At 61.0% G+C, this 15744-nt stretch carries 16 protein-coding genes; 9 read left to right on the top strand and 7 right to left on the bottom strand.

Annotation, left to right across the window (positions count from 1 at the left end; translation table 11 throughout):
- Positions 1-55: 55 nt before the first annotated feature.
- The 6 genes from ACMYR3_RS08895 (at position 56) to ACMYR3_RS08920 (ending at position 6797) form a co-directional block, all read left to right on the top strand.
- The gene (locus ACMYR3_RS08895) at positions 56-481 is read left to right on the top strand and encodes a hypothetical protein (protein ID WP_424191391.1); all 426 of its coding nucleotides are present in this window, start codon (positions 56-58) and stop codon (positions 479-481) included.
- Between the two features lie 95 nt (positions 482-576).
- Positions 577-1167 carry a flagellar basal body rod protein FlgB gene (gene flgB / locus ACMYR3_RS08900; RefSeq protein WP_424191393.1) on the top strand — a complete coding sequence of 197 codons (591 nt, stop codon included), beginning with the start codon at positions 577-579 and terminating at the stop codon, positions 1165-1167.
- Positions 1168-1425: 258 nt separating this feature from the next.
- Positions 1426-3939: a heavy metal translocating P-type ATPase gene (locus ACMYR3_RS08905; RefSeq protein WP_424191395.1), complete on the top strand. Its 2514-nt coding sequence runs from the start codon at positions 1426-1428 to the stop codon at positions 3937-3939.
- Positions 3940-4131: 192 nt separating this feature from the next.
- Positions 4132-4737, top strand: coding sequence for a DUF4337 domain-containing protein (locus tag ACMYR3_RS08910; protein ID WP_424191397.1), 606 nt, complete (start codon positions 4132-4134; stop codon positions 4735-4737).
- Positions 4738-4823: 86 nt separating this feature from the next.
- Entirely contained in the window at positions 4824-5618 is a 795-nt protein-coding gene (locus tag ACMYR3_RS08915) for a hypothetical protein (protein WP_424191399.1), read from the top strand.
- Between the two features lie 240 nt (positions 5619-5858).
- Positions 5859-6797, top strand: coding sequence for a cation diffusion facilitator family transporter (locus ACMYR3_RS08920; protein ID WP_424191401.1), 939 nt, complete (start codon positions 5859-5861; stop codon positions 6795-6797).
- 435 nt (positions 6798-7232) lie between these two features.
- On the opposite strand, the gene ACMYR3_RS08925 is transcribed toward ACMYR3_RS08920, so the two are convergent.
- The 4 genes from ACMYR3_RS08925 to ACMYR3_RS08940 are packed head-to-tail and all read right to left on the bottom strand — an operon-like array spanning position 7233 to position 10801.
- Positions 7233-8024, bottom strand: a complete 792-nt coding sequence (locus ACMYR3_RS08925) for a VWA domain-containing protein (protein WP_424191403.1) — start codon at positions 8022-8024, stop codon at positions 7233-7235.
- 13 nt (positions 8025-8037) lie between these two features.
- The gene (locus ACMYR3_RS08930) at positions 8038-9018 is read right to left on the bottom strand and encodes a hypothetical protein (RefSeq protein WP_424191405.1); all 981 of its coding nucleotides are present in this window, start codon (positions 9016-9018) and stop codon (positions 8038-8040) included.
- Positions 9019-9027: 9 nt separating this feature from the next.
- On the bottom strand, positions 9028-9684 hold the full coding sequence (locus tag ACMYR3_RS08935) for a TerD family protein (RefSeq protein WP_424191407.1): 657 nt from the start codon (positions 9682-9684) through the stop codon (positions 9028-9030).
- Between the two features lie 19 nt (positions 9685-9703).
- Complete coding sequence (locus tag ACMYR3_RS08940) at positions 9704-10801, bottom strand: hypothetical protein (protein ID WP_424191409.1); 1098 nt, start codon at positions 10799-10801, stop codon at positions 9704-9706.
- Between the two features lie 263 nt (positions 10802-11064).
- On the opposite strand from ACMYR3_RS08940, the gene ACMYR3_RS08945 reads away from it, so the two are divergent.
- From ACMYR3_RS08945 to ACMYR3_RS08955, 3 genes are all read left to right on the top strand, one after another.
- On the top strand, positions 11065-11292 hold the full coding sequence (locus ACMYR3_RS08945; RefSeq protein WP_424191411.1) for a hypothetical protein: 228 nt from the start codon (positions 11065-11067) through the stop codon (positions 11290-11292).
- 30 nt (positions 11293-11322) lie between these two features.
- Entirely contained in the window at positions 11323-11607 is a 285-nt protein-coding gene (locus tag ACMYR3_RS08950; protein ID WP_424191413.1) for a DUF2325 domain-containing protein, read from the top strand.
- 139 nt (positions 11608-11746) lie between these two features.
- Entirely contained in the window at positions 11747-13849 is a 2103-nt protein-coding gene (locus ACMYR3_RS08955; RefSeq protein WP_424191415.1) for a TonB-dependent receptor family protein, read from the top strand.
- 2 nt (positions 13850-13851) lie between these two features.
- On the opposite strand, the gene ACMYR3_RS08960 is transcribed toward ACMYR3_RS08955, so the two are convergent.
- From ACMYR3_RS08960 to ACMYR3_RS08970, 3 genes are all read right to left on the bottom strand, one after another.
- The gene (locus ACMYR3_RS08960; protein WP_424191417.1) at positions 13852-14058 is read right to left on the bottom strand and encodes a hypothetical protein; all 207 of its coding nucleotides are present in this window, start codon (positions 14056-14058) and stop codon (positions 13852-13854) included.
- A 155-nt stretch (positions 14059-14213) separates the two neighbouring features.
- Complete coding sequence (locus ACMYR3_RS08965; RefSeq protein WP_424191419.1) at positions 14214-15320, bottom strand: S1C family serine protease; 1107 nt, start codon at positions 15318-15320, stop codon at positions 14214-14216.
- 54 nt (positions 15321-15374) lie between these two features.
- The gene (locus ACMYR3_RS08970) at positions 15375-15713 is read right to left on the bottom strand and encodes a P-II family nitrogen regulator (RefSeq protein WP_424191421.1); all 339 of its coding nucleotides are present in this window, start codon (positions 15711-15713) and stop codon (positions 15375-15377) included.
- Positions 15714-15744: the final 31 nt, after the last annotated feature.

Genomic DNA, 15744 nt, shown 5'->3' on the forward strand with positions numbered 1-15744 from the left:
CGGGGAAGAGCCGCATCACCATTCATCAAGTTATCAACCCAAAGGGAGCAACCCCATGAAGCTATCGCATGTCATCACCGTTCTCGCTGCGTTTTGCGCCATCCACCAGGCCTCGGCCGCGGACGATCACAAGGGCCACGCCCATGACGAAAAACCGGGGCAGGCACATGCCCACGACGTCAAACCGCAGCATGGCGGCATCGTCTCGGTCGTCAAGGACATCAACTTTGAGCTGGTGGCGAAGGCCGATGTCCTCACGCTTTACGTCACCGACCATGATCAGCCGGTAGATACCAAGAACGCGTCAGCGACGATGACGTTGCTGTCCGCATCTGAGAAAACAGAAGCCAAATTGCTGCCGGCCGGGGGCAACAAGCTGCAGGCGCAAGGGGCCTTCAAGATCCAGCCCGGCATGAAGGCGGCGGCTTTGGTGAAACTTGGCGACAAAGCGAGTCAGGTTGTTCGGTTCACCCTAAGGTAGTTGCTTATCTCAAGAGTCCAAGCGGGACCGGTCAGTTATAGCAAACCACTTGCCTGTCCGTCCCCGCCAATTGCCCAGTTGATCGAAGGAGCGCCATGCAGCCGATTAATCGCCCCGATAATGCCTCTTCCGATATTTCTATACGGCATGCTGAAAATCGTCCAGACGTCCAAGGGACTTCGCCGCTTACCGATTCTTTCGCAAACGCTTTAGGGCAAGCGATACAACGCCGAGGAGACGATGCGTCAAAAGGCAACCCTCGTCACTTCCCGGTTTCCGATGCAGGGCCTTCGTCGAAGAATTTCATGGAAATGGCGCTCGGTATTCGGGCTTATCGCCAGCAGTTAATCGCTTCAAATATCGCGAACGCTGATACTCCCGGTTACAAGGCTATCGATATCGACCTCAATGAGGCCATGAAGAAAGCCCAATATACAACGGGATCCTTTCCGGGTTTGGCTACAACATCCCCATCGCATATTGCCTCAGATCCAGCGGGGGGATCTTATAAAGGAGTTGCGATCAAATATCAGGAGCCAAACCAGATCAGTGCCGACGGCAACACCGTCGAGATGGATGTGGAGCGATCTAAGTTTTCCGAGAACGCAATCATGTACCAATTTATTCTGGATCGCGTGGGCGGAGAATTTAAAGATATGCTGGAACTGCTAAGAGATCTCAAATGAGCCGGTTCAATGTCGTTAAGATGGGATCGCTGAGCATCGGTCGATATACGCTGCAGAAAGAGCACTCGCCCAATAGGGGGCATCTCGGAAAATGGAAAATCAAGCACGCTAAGCCGATTGCAGCGGCCGTTACCCAGTTCAAGGTGCCATCCGCGATGGCTTCAAAAATATTATCGCCAGTGACAGGCGCAGTGATGGTCCGCCGATGAAATGCTTTGACCAGTCGGCCCTGCAGCATAACAACGAAAGAGAGTGCCAATGAACGAACCAACGACCCGGCTGCGGCTCGACCTGCCGCTGCTCCTGCCCGACGCCGACGACCGCTGCGTCGGCCGACTGATCGCCGCGCTGTCGGGAAGGCCCGGTATCTCCGAGGCGCATGTCGCGCGCGACGCCGACGCGCCGCAGTTGTGCATCCACTACGACCCGGCACAGATCAACATCGGCCGCGTCCGAGAACTGGTTCATGCCGCGGGCGCGGAGATCAGCGAGCGCTTCGGGCATTTGGTCGTGCGCGCCGACGCAGCGCTTCATGCGCGCGCCGCGCGCAGCGTCGCCGACGGGCTGCGCAGTATACCTGGCGTGCTCGAAGCTGATGTCGCTGCTTCGGGCGCGGTGCGGATCGAATACGACCGCCAGAAGGTGTCGGCGCAGGTCTTGCTGGAACACGCCGCCACGCTGGGCCTCAAGGCGCCCGATGCGGCACCGGCAGACGCGGCGAAAGCGGACGACCACGCCGGTCACGACCACGCCAAGGCAGCCGGTGACCACGCCGGCCACTCGCACGCCGGCGGCCCATTCGGTGAGATGACCGAACTCGTCTTCGCCGGCACTGCCGGCGCGCTGCTGGGTGTTGGCTGGCTGCTCGAACGCGTGGTCGTCAGTCCGGCGTGGCTGCCTACGGCGCTGTACGTCGCGGCCTATTTATTCGGCGGCTACTACACGGTTCGCGAAGCGTTCGACAACCTTCGCGCAAGGCGCTTCGAGATCGACACGCTGATGCTGGTGGCCGCCATCGGCGCTGCAGCGCTTGGCAAGTGGGCCGAAGGCGCCTTGCTGTTGTTCTTGTTCAGTCTGGGACATTCGCTGGAGCACTACGCGATGGGCCGCGCCCGCAAGGCGATCGAAGCCCTGGCCAAGTTGGCACCAGAGACAGCCACCGTGCGCCGCGCCGCCGGAACCGAGGAAGTCGCCGTCGCCGCATTGCAGGTGGCCGACGTCGTGATCGTGCGCCCCAACGAACGACTGCCTGCCGATGGCGTGGTGGTGGTCGGGACGACCAGCGTCAACCAGGCGCCGGTGACGGGCGAGAGCGTTCCGGTCGACAAGCGGCCAGTGGCCGACGCGCCGGCGGCACTGGCCGCGTTCGACCGCGTTAGCGCCGAGCATCGCGTCTTTGCCGGCACGATCAACGGCTCGGGCGCGATCGAGGTGATGGTCGCCCGCCGCGCCGAGCAATCGACGATGGCGCGGGTGGTAAAGATGGTCACCGAGGCCGAGGCGCAGCGCTCGCCAACGCAGCAGTTCACCGAACGCTTCGAGCGCCTTTTTGTGCCGGCAGTGCTGGTGCTCGTAGTGGTGCTGCTGTTCGCCGGAGTGGTGATCGACGAGCCGTTCTCAGCCAGCTTCTACCGTGCGATGGCAGTGCTCGTGGCGGCCAGCCCGTGCGCGCTGGCAATCTCGGTGCCGAGCGCCGTCCTCAGCGGCGTGGCTCGCGCTGGCCGCGGTGGAGTGCTGGTCAAGGGCGGCGGGCCGCTCGAGAACCTGGGCACGCTGACTTCGATCGCCTTCGACAAGACCGGCACATTGACCGAAGGCAAACCGCGGCTGACGGATGTGGTGGCGATGCCCGGGGTTAGCGAAGACGAGTTGCTGGCCCTGGCCCAGGCGGTCGAACAAGGCAGCGACCATCCGCTGGCTTCGGCCGTCGTCACCGGTGCCGCCGAGCGGCTGGGCGGACGGGTCGCACTGCCTGCTGTATCCGACGTCAAAAGCATTACCGGCCGCGGCGTGCAGGCGCAGGTCGCTGGCGAGACGGCGGTGATCGGCAAGCCGGTGCTATTCTCCGAACTGCCCGATTCGACGCTGCCGCCCGAGGTGGCAGCGGCCAATGACAAGCTGGTTGCCGCGGGCCGTACGACGATGGTGGTGCGTCATGGACAGCGGTTTCTGGGCGTCATCGCCGTGATGGATACGCCACGGCCGGAGGCCGCGCGGGTGATGGCCGAACTGCGCGAGCTCGGCATCGAGCGACTGATCATGATTTCTGGCGACAACCAGCAAGTGGCCGAGGCGGTGGCCAAGAGTGTGGGCCTGACCGAGGCGCGCGGCGATCTGATGCCCGAGCACAAAGTCGATGCGATCAAGGCGCTGCGTGACCAGCACGGCAAGGTCGCGATGGTCGGCGACGGCGTCAACGACGCGCCGGCAATGGCCAACTCGACAGTGGGCATCGCGATGGGTGCGGCGGGCTCCGATGTCGCGCTGGAAACCGCCGACGTCGCGCTGATGGCCGACGACCTGGCGCAATTGCCTTTCGCTGTCGGCCTGTCGCGCAGCACCAGCCGCATCATCAAGCAGAACCTCTATGTGAGCCTGGGCGTCGTCGCGGTGCTGATCCCGGCCACGATCTTCGGCCTGAACATCGGCACCGCGGTGCTGTTTCACGAAGGCTCGACGCTGATTGTCGTGGTCAACGCGTTGCGACTGCTGGCCTACAAGACGGCTGAGCGGGCGGCCGCTGGTGCGGTGCCGAGTGCGGCTGCGGCTTGACAGCAGACCGCACACCGAATCCCTGAGTCAACTTGTCCGAGCCGATGCAGACTTTCAAGAAACATAAATTAACGTGTTCATTATCTAGAAAGCCTTGCCGATCAAGGCCTTGCACTGGGCGTGTGACTTGGCGGTGTCAAAGCCGGGTAAAATGCGTGTCGGCATTTATTCATTTCATCAGGCGATTCAGCAATGGAAATTACCGTTTTAGATGCTGTGGAACAGGCCAACCAGATGCAGGCCAGCGAACGCAGTGTGGCGCGCCTGAATATGCTAGTGGCGATCACCGTCGCTTTCCTCGCCACCTTCATGGGGATTTGCAAGGTCAAGGACGATAATATCGTTCAGGGAATGCAGCAGGCGCAGGCCAACAAGCTGGACCGCTGGGCGTTTTATCAGGCACGCAATATTCGCGAAGAAATCGCCCAAGCCGCTGTCGTTCAGCTGAGACTGGCTGCGGCAGGAAAAGCGCCACCGGAACAAGCGGCCTATATCGATGCCATCCAGACATACGAGAAACTGGCGGCAGAGCAAAACAAGAAAAAAGAAGAATTGCGCATCAAGGCCGAACAGGATCAGAAGGATTATGACTCAGGCAATTATCGCGATGATCAATTTGATCTTTCTGATGCCTTGCTGGCAATTGCGATTGCATTGCTGGCGGTGACGGCGCTGACCCATCAGCGCTGGCTCTACTTTGTCGCGCTGATCCCGACGGGATTTGGCGCCGTAATGGGGTTGGCAGGTCTACTCGGTTGGGCGATTCACCCCGCAGGCCTGATACGCCTTCTATCTTGATGTTTATCAGTTGGCTGCGAAAAAATATTCGCGGAGGCTCCGAGTCGCTCGTGCATAGTCGTAGATTGGGCAAGGTTCAACTTGAAATGTTGCAAATTCCTCGTATGAGAGCTTGGATATCCAAGCAGCAGATCTTCATTCGAAGCCTGGCGTGGCTCGCGCTGGTGCTCGGGCTGAAACTCGTCGTTCACTTGCTTGGTTGGGAGATGCTGGTCTTGAGCCCCCTACACGCCACCGCGGTCGCAGGTGGCTTCTTCATCCTCGGGTTCATCCTGTCGGCCACCATCGCAGACTACAAGGAAAGCGAGCGGCTTCCCGCGGAATTCACGGCTATCGTCGAGAATATGTACGAGGACGTGCTCTTGATCAGTCGCCGCTATCCGTTGGACATTGAGGGGTTCCGCGAAGGACTGCTCGCGGCGCTGGACAGCTTGCGCGACGATGTAGTGTCGGGCAACAGGGAGACCCACCATCACGTGTTTGCGCTGGGGGAGTTCTTCGCGCAGATGGAGAAGGCCGAAGTGCCGCCCAACTACATTGTCAAGCTGAAGCAGGAGCAAGCGCAACTGGTTCGGAATCTGTTCCGCGTCAACTACATCCAGTCGATCCGCTTCATCCCGTCGGCGTTCTTTCTGGCGAAGTCAGTGCTGCTCGGCACCATCGGTCTTCTGCTTCTGACGGCCCTTGAGCCATTCTCGACCTCCTTCGTCGCCATAGGACTGATCGCATTTGTCTTCATTTACATCTTGCGGCTTATTGAGGTAATCAGCACGCCTTTCCACCCCAAAGGGAGTACGCAAGACGACATCAGCCTGTTCCAGGTTGAGCGGACTGCCGAGCACCTAAAGCGGCGCACGGGCAATGCAGAAAATGGCCACTAGCTCGTCGCGAATCGCTCCTCGTGCCTTGGAAGTTGGCCAAAGGGACCTGCAGTAAGAATCGCAGTGTAAAAATGTACGTGATTAGCGACCGATCTCTGCCCGTATGATTCATCAAATCTCAACCCACGCGGAGTTCTGCTGCCGGGGGTTTTCACGTCTGATGCTCAAGCGTGACAAGGGTTTCCCGGCGATCTTATTCATTTACGAAGGAATCCTTACGCCTACCCCAGAAGGAAGAACATGATCGATGAGCCTCAAGTAACGACTCCAGCAACTCGTCTGCCTGACAGCAAACCCTCCGGTACGGCAGCGGGGCGCCACCGGCAGAACCTCATCTGGGCGCTGGCACTGACTTCGGCCTTCATGGCCATCGAGGTTGTCGGCGGCCTGTGGACCGGCAGCCTGGCCCTGCTGGCCGACGCCGCACACATGCTGACCGATGCCGGCGGGCTGGCGCTGGCGCTGCTGGCGATCCGCTTCTCGGAGCGCCCACGCACGCCACAGAAGACTTACGGCTATGTGCGGATGGAAGTGCTGTCCGCGCTCACCAATGCCGTCGTGCTGCTGCTGTTGACGGTCTACATCTTCTACGAGGCCTACCAGCGTTACCTCAATCCACCCGAGATTCTGGGTGTGCCGATGCTGGCGGTGGCCGCAGCCGGCTTGGTGGTCAACCTCATCAGCATGAAGCTGCTGGCGGCCGGCTCGAAGGAAAGCCTCAACGTGAAGGGCGCTTACTTCGAGGTGCTGGGCGACATGCTGGGTTCGCTGGGCGTGCTGGTCGCCGCCGGCATCATCATCTTCACCGGCTGGAAGCTTGCCGACCCGCTGATCGGCGCCGGCATCGGGCTGCTCATCCTGCCGCGCACCTGGACCCTGCTCAAGCAGGCGATCCACATCCTGATGGAAGGCACACCGCCCGAAGTCGACGTCGCGCTGCTTGAGCGCACGCTGCTCGCAATCCCCGGAGTGACTGCGGTGCGCGACCTGCATGTGTGGACCATCACTTCCGGCCTGGACTCGATGAGCTGCCACCTTGTCGTCGATGGCGGCGCGGACGCCAAGACCGTGCTCGCCGCGGCGCGCGGGGCCATGGCCACCCGGTTCGCTCTGTCACACACGACGATCGAGATCGAGGATGCCGACAGCGCCGCGGCCGAGGGCGCTCGCGCTGTGTAGTCCGGCGAACATGGCGCAAGCCCCACGCGCAGCCGTCTTGTGCAACGAGATGCCCAGCCTGGAGAGGACCCACGTCTTGCCATCCCCTGCGTCGAGTCGGTCTCCGTCGTCCGGGTGCAGGTGTTGCTCTCGATGCGGAACTCGAAATTCTCCCTCAGCCCCATTCTAAGCAGCGTGGGCAGGAACAGCGTCCGGGACTGCGCGCCATTGCTGCTGCGGTATTCCCGGTGCAGCCCGGTCTCCACCTGAATGCGGCCAGCCCCGACGACGTTGCTGCCGTCGGCGATGCCGGGACGGTCAGGGTTTTGATGTAGTCGTCCAACGGCTGCGCTGCAGCAGCCGCTGCGGCCAGTTGCGGAGTGATGCCCCAGGCCAGCGCCCGCAGGCATCGACGAGGCCGCGTCGGGAAGGGCAAGCTGGGACGAACCCTGCCGGCTACGACTTGAGCCACTCGACGAGTTCGGGACCCAGCAGGGTGGCGTTGAGTTCCTCGTCCGACTGCGCCACGAAGGCTTCGAGATCGCGGATCACCACCACGCCGGTGTTCTTGAACCGGTGTGCGATCTTCTGCACGAATTCGAACGTCACGCCCTTGTCTTCGCAGGCGCCGATGAACAGGAAGTAGACCTGGTCGCCGCGCTTCTGCGATTCCTCGAGGATGCGCATGGTGCGCGCCTCATCGCTCCTGTCGTTTTCGCCGTCGGTGATGAAGAGCACGAGCGAGCGCCTCTTCTCGTGCGTGTGTGGGGTGCCGTGCTCATGCCCGCTCGCCGACCAGCCGAACAGGCGGCTGAGAAAGCCGGCACCCTGGGATGAGCGGTGTGCCTCCTCGCACACCTTCCAGCCGAAGTGCTCGAGCGCGCGCTCGAGCACGAAGCTGTAGGTCGTGCCGCCGTTCCAACCCGGAACCCGGTCGACGATGTTGCGCGTGACGTAGTCGCGCGCATCGTCGGGCGTCACCGCGCCCACGTAGTGGGCGCTGTCTTCGCCAGCGCTGAAGGTGAAGACATCCATCCTGCGGTCCGGGTCGAGCACCATGCAGTAGGGTACGAGCCGCTCGATCAGGATGCTGGTCGTGCCCTCCTCGTGTTCGTGCTCGAACGAGCCGGAGACGTCGATGATCGCGGCGGTTTCCGCCTTCACGTTCGCCACCACGCCGGCCTTGTCGAGCGCCAAGCGCAGCGCGTTGGCCGACTTGTCCAGATTCAGTGTGAGTTTGCTGTTCATGTTTGCTCCTGGTTCAGGGTTTCAATTGACTGATGATGTCCCGCAGCCGATAGGCCAGTTCGCCGGCTTCGGTCGGCGAGATCGTGGTCTTGCTGGCGCTGAGGGTGGCGATGGACGCGATGCTGCCGATGAACGCCGGCATCACGACCAGCGCAACGTTCTGGATGGCGCCGATCAGGCGGATCGGCTGCTCGATCTGTATTTCTCGCGTGGAGCCGGCTTGCCGCATCTGCACCAGGGTCTGCGTCAGACTCATGCTGCGCTCCACGAAGCACTGCGCCAGTGCGGCGTCGCCCTGACGAAGGCGCTCCGACAGGAACAGGGCGCCGATGGCAGAAGCTTCGACCTGTGCCGCGGTCCCCTCCATCGACCCGGACAGGCGCAGCAGCCGGTCCTTCAGATCCAGCAGGGGGGCGAGTGCGCCACCCATGAGTGCCAGCAGCTGCTCCAGCTCGGCCTGGGCCTGGGCAAGTTCGCCCGGCGTGTCGATCCGGCTGTTGATGCCCTGGAACAGCCGGCCCACGAGACTGTCGCCGCCATGTCCGCAGACGGCCATGAGGTCGATCGATCCCAGAATGTCCATCATTCGCGCGAGGTAGCCCTCCACCTGACGCAGCACAGGGCTGCGCGCAAGGGCAAGCATCTCGGTGACGAGGTCGCCGTGCACCTGCTGCAGGTTGTGGCCCCACAGGATCGCCTTGCGCTGCGAAGCCTTGTCGACGACGAATGCGCCGACCAGTGCTCGCGCCTGCTGGTATACCCCGGCAGCTGCGCCTGGCGACAACGCTTGCAAATCCGACACAGCCACTTCGATCCGCTTTCGTTCGGCACCCGGGATGGCCGTCGGCTGCCGCACCACCGGCGTGGCAGCGGGGACACGACGCGTCGGCGACAGGACGTCCTGCGCTTGCGGCGCGGCCCCCGCGGGGGTGCGCAGCGAAGCGCCCGGGGCGCCGATGACCGTCGGGCGCAACTTGTCCTTCGTGGGCGGCACAGCAGGCCTTCAGGAGAAGTGGCCCAGAACGTCGTTGAACGTGCCCGTGAAACCGCGACCGACGGGAGCGTACTCCCAGCCGTTGTCGCCGTGCATGATGCTGCCCAGTTGCACCACGTTGAACTCGCCGAACTCCTTGGACAGCTGGTAGGCGCCCAACTCGCGTCCGCCCTCGTCCGCGATGGTGACCGTGCAGACCTCGATGTCGGCGAAGGCCGCCTCGTCCTCGGCCGCGGAGCCCTCGTCGTGCCCCGCGGTGTGTTCGGCCTTGTGGACGGTGGCGAAGAGGGGGATCTCGTTCACGTCCGCGGGAAGTTTCGAGCCAACGATGACGATGGTTTCGGTGTTGCCCTGGACCCGGACGTCGCCGGAGTGCCGCAGCCCGCCCGTGGGCGTGGCGAAGGAGCCGTCGGCCGCGGTTGGCAGCACGCCGGTCTTCGGGCTCATCTTCGTCGTGTTGTAGGTGGACAGAATCTCTTCGAGCACCGTGACCTTCGCGCCATTGCCGCCGTTGCGTGCCTCGAGCGCATGGATGTCGATGTCGTCCTGATGGCGGGCGTCGCACTGCCATGCGACGGTCACCTTGAACGCAGCGCCCTTGTTGAGCGAGAGTTGCAGCTTGCGGGCCGGCGCGGCACCGGGCTTGTCAAGGGTTAGTGTGAGCATGGTTTTCTCCGGGTTGTTGTCATGCCTTGCGCAGCGCCGCGAGCTCGGCTCGCGACTGCTCGAACATCTGCCGCGCCGCCTCGAACTTCGCTTCGGTTTCCTGCTTTGCGGTTTCGACCAGTTCGTGGATCTCGCGCGTCTGCGTGATGATCGCGGCGATTTGCTGCGCCTGCGCGACACGGTTGTCACCGGGTGCCTTGGCCGCGGCGATTGCCACGTCCTTGGTGGCCTGGCCGCGCAGTTGCGTCAATTGCTGGTCGAGGCGCGCCTGGCGCTCAGCGATCTGCTGCACCGACTTGACCGCGAATGCACCGTGGATAGCCAGCAAGGTCATCTTGATCGACGCGAAGCGCGAGGACACCGTTGTGGCGGTCTCCTGCAGCGTCGCGATTCCGGCGGCCTCGATCTGTTGGATCACCATCTGGTCGGCCGGCAGGCGCGTATAGGTGCCTTCGAGCGCAAGGGCCCGACTTTCCAGCAGGCTGAGCTTGTCCTGCAGCTCACGCAACCGTGCCTGGGCGGACACGTCGGCAGGGTCCGCTGCCGCAGTCTGCTGCGCTACGTACTGCCGGGCCTTTTCGAGAAACGCCCGCGCGACTGCAGCATCGACGGTGAAGCTGGCGAAGTGCGTGCCGTACGATTGCTTGAGGCTCTCCAGCGCCTGCAGTTCGCCGAACAGCGTCTTCATTTCCTTGGACAGTTCGCCCTCCAGGCGGACCATCTCGTCGGCCAGCGTCTGCGTCCGGATCGAGATCAACTCGCCGATCTCCTGCATGAACTCGCGAAAGGCTTCCTCGGGCTTGCGGCCGGTGAGCTTGGCTAACAGACCGGCGAAGAACCCCGGGGCTTCACCCTGTTGGATCTTCTCCAGGATTTCAGGCAGCTTGGCGTCATCGACACCTTTTTCCAGGCGCCCGAAGAGAGCGAACACCTTGGACGCCGTCTTTTTGTCGAGCCGGGCGAGGAAGCCGTCGAGGGTCTTCTGCAGCGCCTGTTCGGCACCGAGGCCGATCTTGATGATGTCGCCGGATGGAACGTCCGCGAAGTCCAGCGCGGCAAGCGCCTGCTCGGCTTGCGGCACCTGCTCCGGCCGGAGCACGATGGCTCCGGTCTCCAAGGAATCTTGCACGAGGGGGCCCTGCCTTGGCGAGGGCGGTGGCACTACGGTAGGGGCGATGTTGCGTTCCACTAATTTCTCCTCTGCCGGTCGGATCGGGAATAACACCGCCCATCCCGCATGGTCAATGTTGGGAGTTTTTGGCTAAAACCCCGGAAAGTCCATCTTGCTCAAAAATTACGCGGTAGCTTACGATCATTACCCACCGGTAAGTTTGGCATACTTGCATCAGCAATGTCCGGTTAGAACGCGAATAAATACATTTGATTGCTGTTATTGCCCTGCTCTGGAATGTAGTCGTTTCCCGCAAAGGCTTGCTGGATGGGCATCTTCTCGGGCAGCGCGATGAAGTCTGGCAGCACAATGTTCGGCTCAAAGCAGAATTGGCAGAACGGGACAAGGAACTGAACCGCCTGCGGGAATTCGCCCGTTATGCAGAGGAGACGCTGGAATCCTTGGCTCGCGAGGATGAGGCACTGTCAGACCCCTAAAGCGATCTCGCTGGGAAATGAGTGTTGTTCATGGGCGGCAGGTCCAGCGTAGTGACCTCTTACCGGGAGGTGGTTGAGCAATCTGGCGGACGTTTCCTGTCTCACGACGGTGGCCTGAAAGAAAGCATGCACCGGATCGATGGCGTGCTGGCCGCTGCCGATATTGCGATCTGTCAGGCCGGCTGCATCAGTCATAACGCCTACTGGCGAGTAAAGGATCTGTGTAAGCGTACTGGCAAGCTCTGCATGTTTATGAAAACGAGCGGGGCATCCAGCTTTGAGCGCATGGTCGGCGAGGTGAGCAAGAAACAATAGCCACGACCGGGTTGGAAATTGAAATGAGATTTATTTTCATTTACAATTCTGGCTATTGCATTACTCCTTTTGCAAGCCAGCCACCCATGGAAAATCCCTAGGCAGCCAGCACCTCTGAAACTGCCTTTGGAGACACTCCATGAAGTATTGTCCGACCAGAAATTCGTTTTCTGTCTCGCCGCTTGTGCTCGCAATTGCGGCTGCCTATGCTTGCATTCCGGTTGCTCACGCAAAAGAAAATTCGCCTGAAAAAACATTGGCCACCGTTCAGGTGATCGGGGGCGAAGAAAATTTGCCGACCTTGGGTGGTACAGGCCAGATTCTTGGCAAAAAAGAACTGGAAGACTCCCATGTCTTCACCGTCAACGAGGCTCTGCGCAAGGTTCCGGGTGTTCATGCGCGTGATGAAGAAGGCTTTGGCTTGCGTCCCAATATTGCGATGCGCGGCCTGAATCCGACGCGGTCAACCAAAATCACCCTGCTCGAAGATGGCCTGCCGCTGGCCTATGCCCCCTATGGCGACAACGCCAGCTACTACCACCCGATGGTGGATCGCTACGAACGCATCGAAGTGCTGAAAGGAGCGAGTTCCCTCATGTTCGGGCCGCAGACGGTGGGTGGCGTGATCAACTACATCACCCCCGCACCGCGTCAGAATTTTGGTGGTTATGTCCAAGGGGTTGTCGGCAACCGCGATTACTTCAATGGCAAGGTGAATGTTGGGGGCGGCGGTCTGGTACTCGATTACGGGCACAAGGAAGGGGATGGTGCCCGGGATAATATGAATCACAAGCTAGATGATTTGAATATCAAGTACGGCACCATGCTGGGTGACCGGAATGCGATTACCTGGCGCGCGAACTTCTACAAGGAAGATTCGATGCTGACCTATTCCGGTTTGACGCAAGCTGAATACGACCGCCTGGGTGCTCGTTACAATCCGTTCAAGAATGACCGTTTTGAGGCTGAACGCACCGGGTTGTCCGCGACGCATGATTTCCTGATCAGCGACCAGGCCACGCTCACCACCAGCGTGTATTACTCAAAATTCGATCGTGACTGGTGGCGTCAAGCGAGTAACAGCCAAGATGCGCAATGTGCTGGATTGAACGCCTCACGATTGGCAGGGGTTGCGATTGATCCCGATACCTGTAATTCCATCCAGGGCAGACTGCGTAGCTATGAGACTTGGGGTGTGGAGCCACGCTTGACCGTAGCACACGGCCTGGGTGAACTCCAGGCCGGTGTTCGGGCACACTTTGAGGAACAGGACAGAAAACAGATCAACGGCACCAGTCCGACGGCACGAACCGGCACTCTGGCAGAAAACAATCTTCGTAAAACCAGCGCCTATTCCGGTTTTATTGCCAATCGCTTTGATTTTGGCCAGTTTAGTGTGACGCCCATCGCACGCTACGAGTCAATCAAGGCAGAGCGTACGAATCGCCTGAATGGCCAGAGTACTGAAACCAGCGTGAATGCCTTTACGCCGGGGATTGGCGCAACCTGGAATCCGATGCAGACATTGACCGTGTTTACCAGCCTGCACAAGGGCTTTGCGCCACCGCGCGTCGAAGACCTCATTGGTGGTACCGGCACAGTTACCGATGTCGATTACGAAAAATCACTGAACTTTGAATTTGGTGTTCGGGCACAACCAGCACAAGGGTTATCCGTCCAGGCCGCCTATTTCCGTAACGATTACGACAATCTGATCGCTGTTGGCTCGATTGCCGGTGGTAGCACCCCGCTTTCTCAAGGCAAAGCACTGTTCGAAGGTCTTGAATTGGCCGCCAATGCCGAATTCTCAAATGGTATATTTGGCCGCATGGCTTACACGTGGCTGCCAACCGCTGAACAAACTGAAGCCTTCCGTAGAGTAGACACAGGTGCCATCGTCGGTGTTCAGGGTAATCGTCAAGCCTACGCACCTGAACATACCTTCACCGCTGCTGTCGGTTATGGTGTTGGCCCGTTCAAAGGCGAGATTGAGGCCCAATATGTGGGTAGCCAGTATTCTGATTTTGCGAATACGGTTGCGCCGACAGCAGACGGGCAAAAGGGTGAGATTGCGGCTTACACCGTCTGGAATACGGCACTCAACTATCGCTTCGACAAATCGCTGTCAGCCTTTGTCACGGGCAAAAACCTGCTCGACAAGACCTACATTGTTGATCGTACCCGCGGTATTCAGGTGGGTATGCCCCGCTTGATTCAGGTCGGATTCAAGTACGCGTTCTAATCCTACGACATCCCACATGAAGGGCTGGCCGATGCCAGCCCTTTTTTTGTTCGCTGGAGTGGTGATCGACGAGCCGTTCTCAGCCGCTCGACGAGTTCGGGGCCCAGCAGGGTGGCGTTGAGTTCCTCGTCCGACTGCGCCACGAAGGCTTCGAGATCGCGGATCACCACCACACCGGTGTTCCTGAACCGGTGTGCGATCTTCTGCACGAATTCGAACGTGTTTCCCGTTTTCTGAGACCACCCTCAATAGGGCGATATGCCAGGCATGCCAAGAGAAAATCGGCGACCGATAAGCAGCTCCAGCCAAGAAAACCCGGGCCGGTAGCGAACCCAAGCGCGAGTTTTTCCAATCGATCGGTCGATTATTCGACGCCGCGTAGCGCCGGCCGCTTGCCCGCACGCAGCCTCAACGGCAGCTCGAATCCGTCACGCCTGACCGAGATTCCCAGCGAACTGCCCGGTGCGACTGCTGCGATCCGGTTGATGAGGTCCACCGTGTCGGTGACCGGCCGCTGGTTGATGGAGACGACGACATCACCCGGCCTGATGCCGCCGACATCGGCCGGGCCACCCCGCAGTACGCCGGCGATGACCACCTCCGGGCGCCCGTTCTCGCGGCGGATTTCCCGGGCTTCGATGCCGAGCCAACCGCGTTCGACCCGCCCGGTCTTGAGAATCTGCTCCAGGACCTGCCGGGCGATGCTGACCGGGATGGCGAAGCCGATGCCCTGGGAGCCACCGCTTTGGGAAAAGATCGCCGTATTGATGCCGATGAGGGCACCGGAGGCATCCACCAGCGCCCCGCCGGAATTGCCAGGATTGATGGCCGCGTCGGTCTGAATGAAATTCTCGAAAGCATTGATGCCGAGCCGGTTGCGTCCGGTGGCGCTGACGATGCCCTGGGTGACCGTCTGCCCGACGCCGAAGGGGTTGCCGATGGCCAGCACCGGATCACCGACTTCGACGCTGGCGGGGTCGGCAAAAGTCACGGGAACCAGCCCCTTGGCCTCGATCTTCAGCACGGCCAAGTCGGTTTCCGGGTCGCCCCCGACCATGCGCGCCTCGGCCGCTTCCCCCGTCGGGAAGGCGACTGCAATCTCATCGGCGCCCTCGATCACGTGGTTGTTGGTGAGGATGTAACCGTCGGCGCTGACGACGACCCCCGAACCGAGACTGGTCGCCGGCTGGGGCGCCGGCACGCCGAACAGTTGCCCGAAGGGATGGCCGAAACCCGGACCGCGCCGGGTAACGACTTGTTTCAGGGTGTAGACATTCACGACCGAGGACATGGCTTTGTGTGCCGCCTGGCGGAAGCTATACGGGCCGGTCGTCGCGGGCGGCGGAGCTGTTTCCTTGATCGTGACGACTTCCCGCGTCGCCCATCCCCCGCCTCGCGCCGAGAGGAAGGACCAGACCAGGAAGCCGATGCCGGCCAGGGCGACCAGGAGCAGCCAGAAGCGCCTATTCATCGTTTCGCCAGGAGCGTTGCGGCGGCGGATGGATTGGCTGTCATTTCTTGCTCCTCAAGCTATCTTGATTGCGCGCTCGATGGCTGCGACCAGGATCCATCCCGGTTCGGGCTGGCCGGTGTGCGCCGCCTTGGCGATCACATCCACCAAGGTGTCCACCAGGTCATCGCTACACAGGAGTTCGAGCTTGTACTCGATCACGACGGGTTCGGCGAGATCCATCGCGTAGTGCTGCTGCGCCGTGTCGGTGCCGGCGAACGGATGTTGCACCCGGGAGGCGGTAATGTTGTGGCAAGCGGAGTTTCCGGCGCAATTGCACAGCCCCGAATCCCGCAATGCTTCGAGCACGTCGGCCACACGGTCTTGACGGATGGATGCCTTGATCTCTTTCATGTCGTTCTCCATGCGATGGCCCCGGCGAGCG

The organism is Ampullimonas aquatilis (assembly GCF_049675895.1).
Classification (GTDB): domain Bacteria; phylum Pseudomonadota; class Gammaproteobacteria; order Burkholderiales; family Burkholderiaceae_D; genus Ampullimonas; species Ampullimonas aquatilis.

Bases quoted from the DNA above. Each gene is read 5' to 3' on its own strand.
- ACMYR3_RS08895 (WP_424191391.1), top strand. From the start codon at position 56: ATGAAGCTATCGCATGTCATCACCGTTCTCGCTGCGTTTTGCGCCATC.
- flgB (WP_424191393.1), top strand. From the start codon at position 577: ATGCAGCCGATTAATCGCCCCGATAATGCCTCTTCCGATATTTCTATA.
- ACMYR3_RS08905 (WP_424191395.1), top strand. From the start codon at position 1,426: ATGAACGAACCAACGACCCGGCTGCGGCTCGACCTGCCGCTGCTCCTG.
- ACMYR3_RS08910 (WP_424191397.1), top strand. From the start codon at position 4,132: ATGGAAATTACCGTTTTAGATGCTGTGGAACAGGCCAACCAGATGCAG.
- ACMYR3_RS08915 (WP_424191399.1), top strand. From the start codon at position 4,824: ATGTTGCAAATTCCTCGTATGAGAGCTTGGATATCCAAGCAGCAGATC.
- ACMYR3_RS08920 (WP_424191401.1), top strand. From the start codon at position 5,859: ATGATCGATGAGCCTCAAGTAACGACTCCAGCAACTCGTCTGCCTGAC.
- ACMYR3_RS08925 (WP_424191403.1), bottom strand. From the start codon at position 8,024: ATGAACAGCAAACTCACACTGAATCTGGACAAGTCGGCCAACGCGCTG.
- ACMYR3_RS08935 (WP_424191407.1), bottom strand. From the start codon at position 9,684: ATGCTCACACTAACCCTTGACAAGCCCGGTGCCGCGCCGGCCCGCAAG.
- ACMYR3_RS08950 (WP_424191413.1), top strand. From the start codon at position 11,323: ATGGGCGGCAGGTCCAGCGTAGTGACCTCTTACCGGGAGGTGGTTGAG.
- ACMYR3_RS08955 (WP_424191415.1), top strand. From the start codon at position 11,747: ATGAAGTATTGTCCGACCAGAAATTCGTTTTCTGTCTCGCCGCTTGTG.
- ACMYR3_RS08965 (WP_424191419.1), bottom strand. From the start codon at position 15,320: ATGAATAGGCGCTTCTGGCTGCTCCTGGTCGCCCTGGCCGGCATCGGC.
- ACMYR3_RS08970 (WP_424191421.1), bottom strand. From the start codon at position 15,713: ATGAAAGAGATCAAGGCATCCATCCGTCAAGACCGTGTGGCCGACGTG.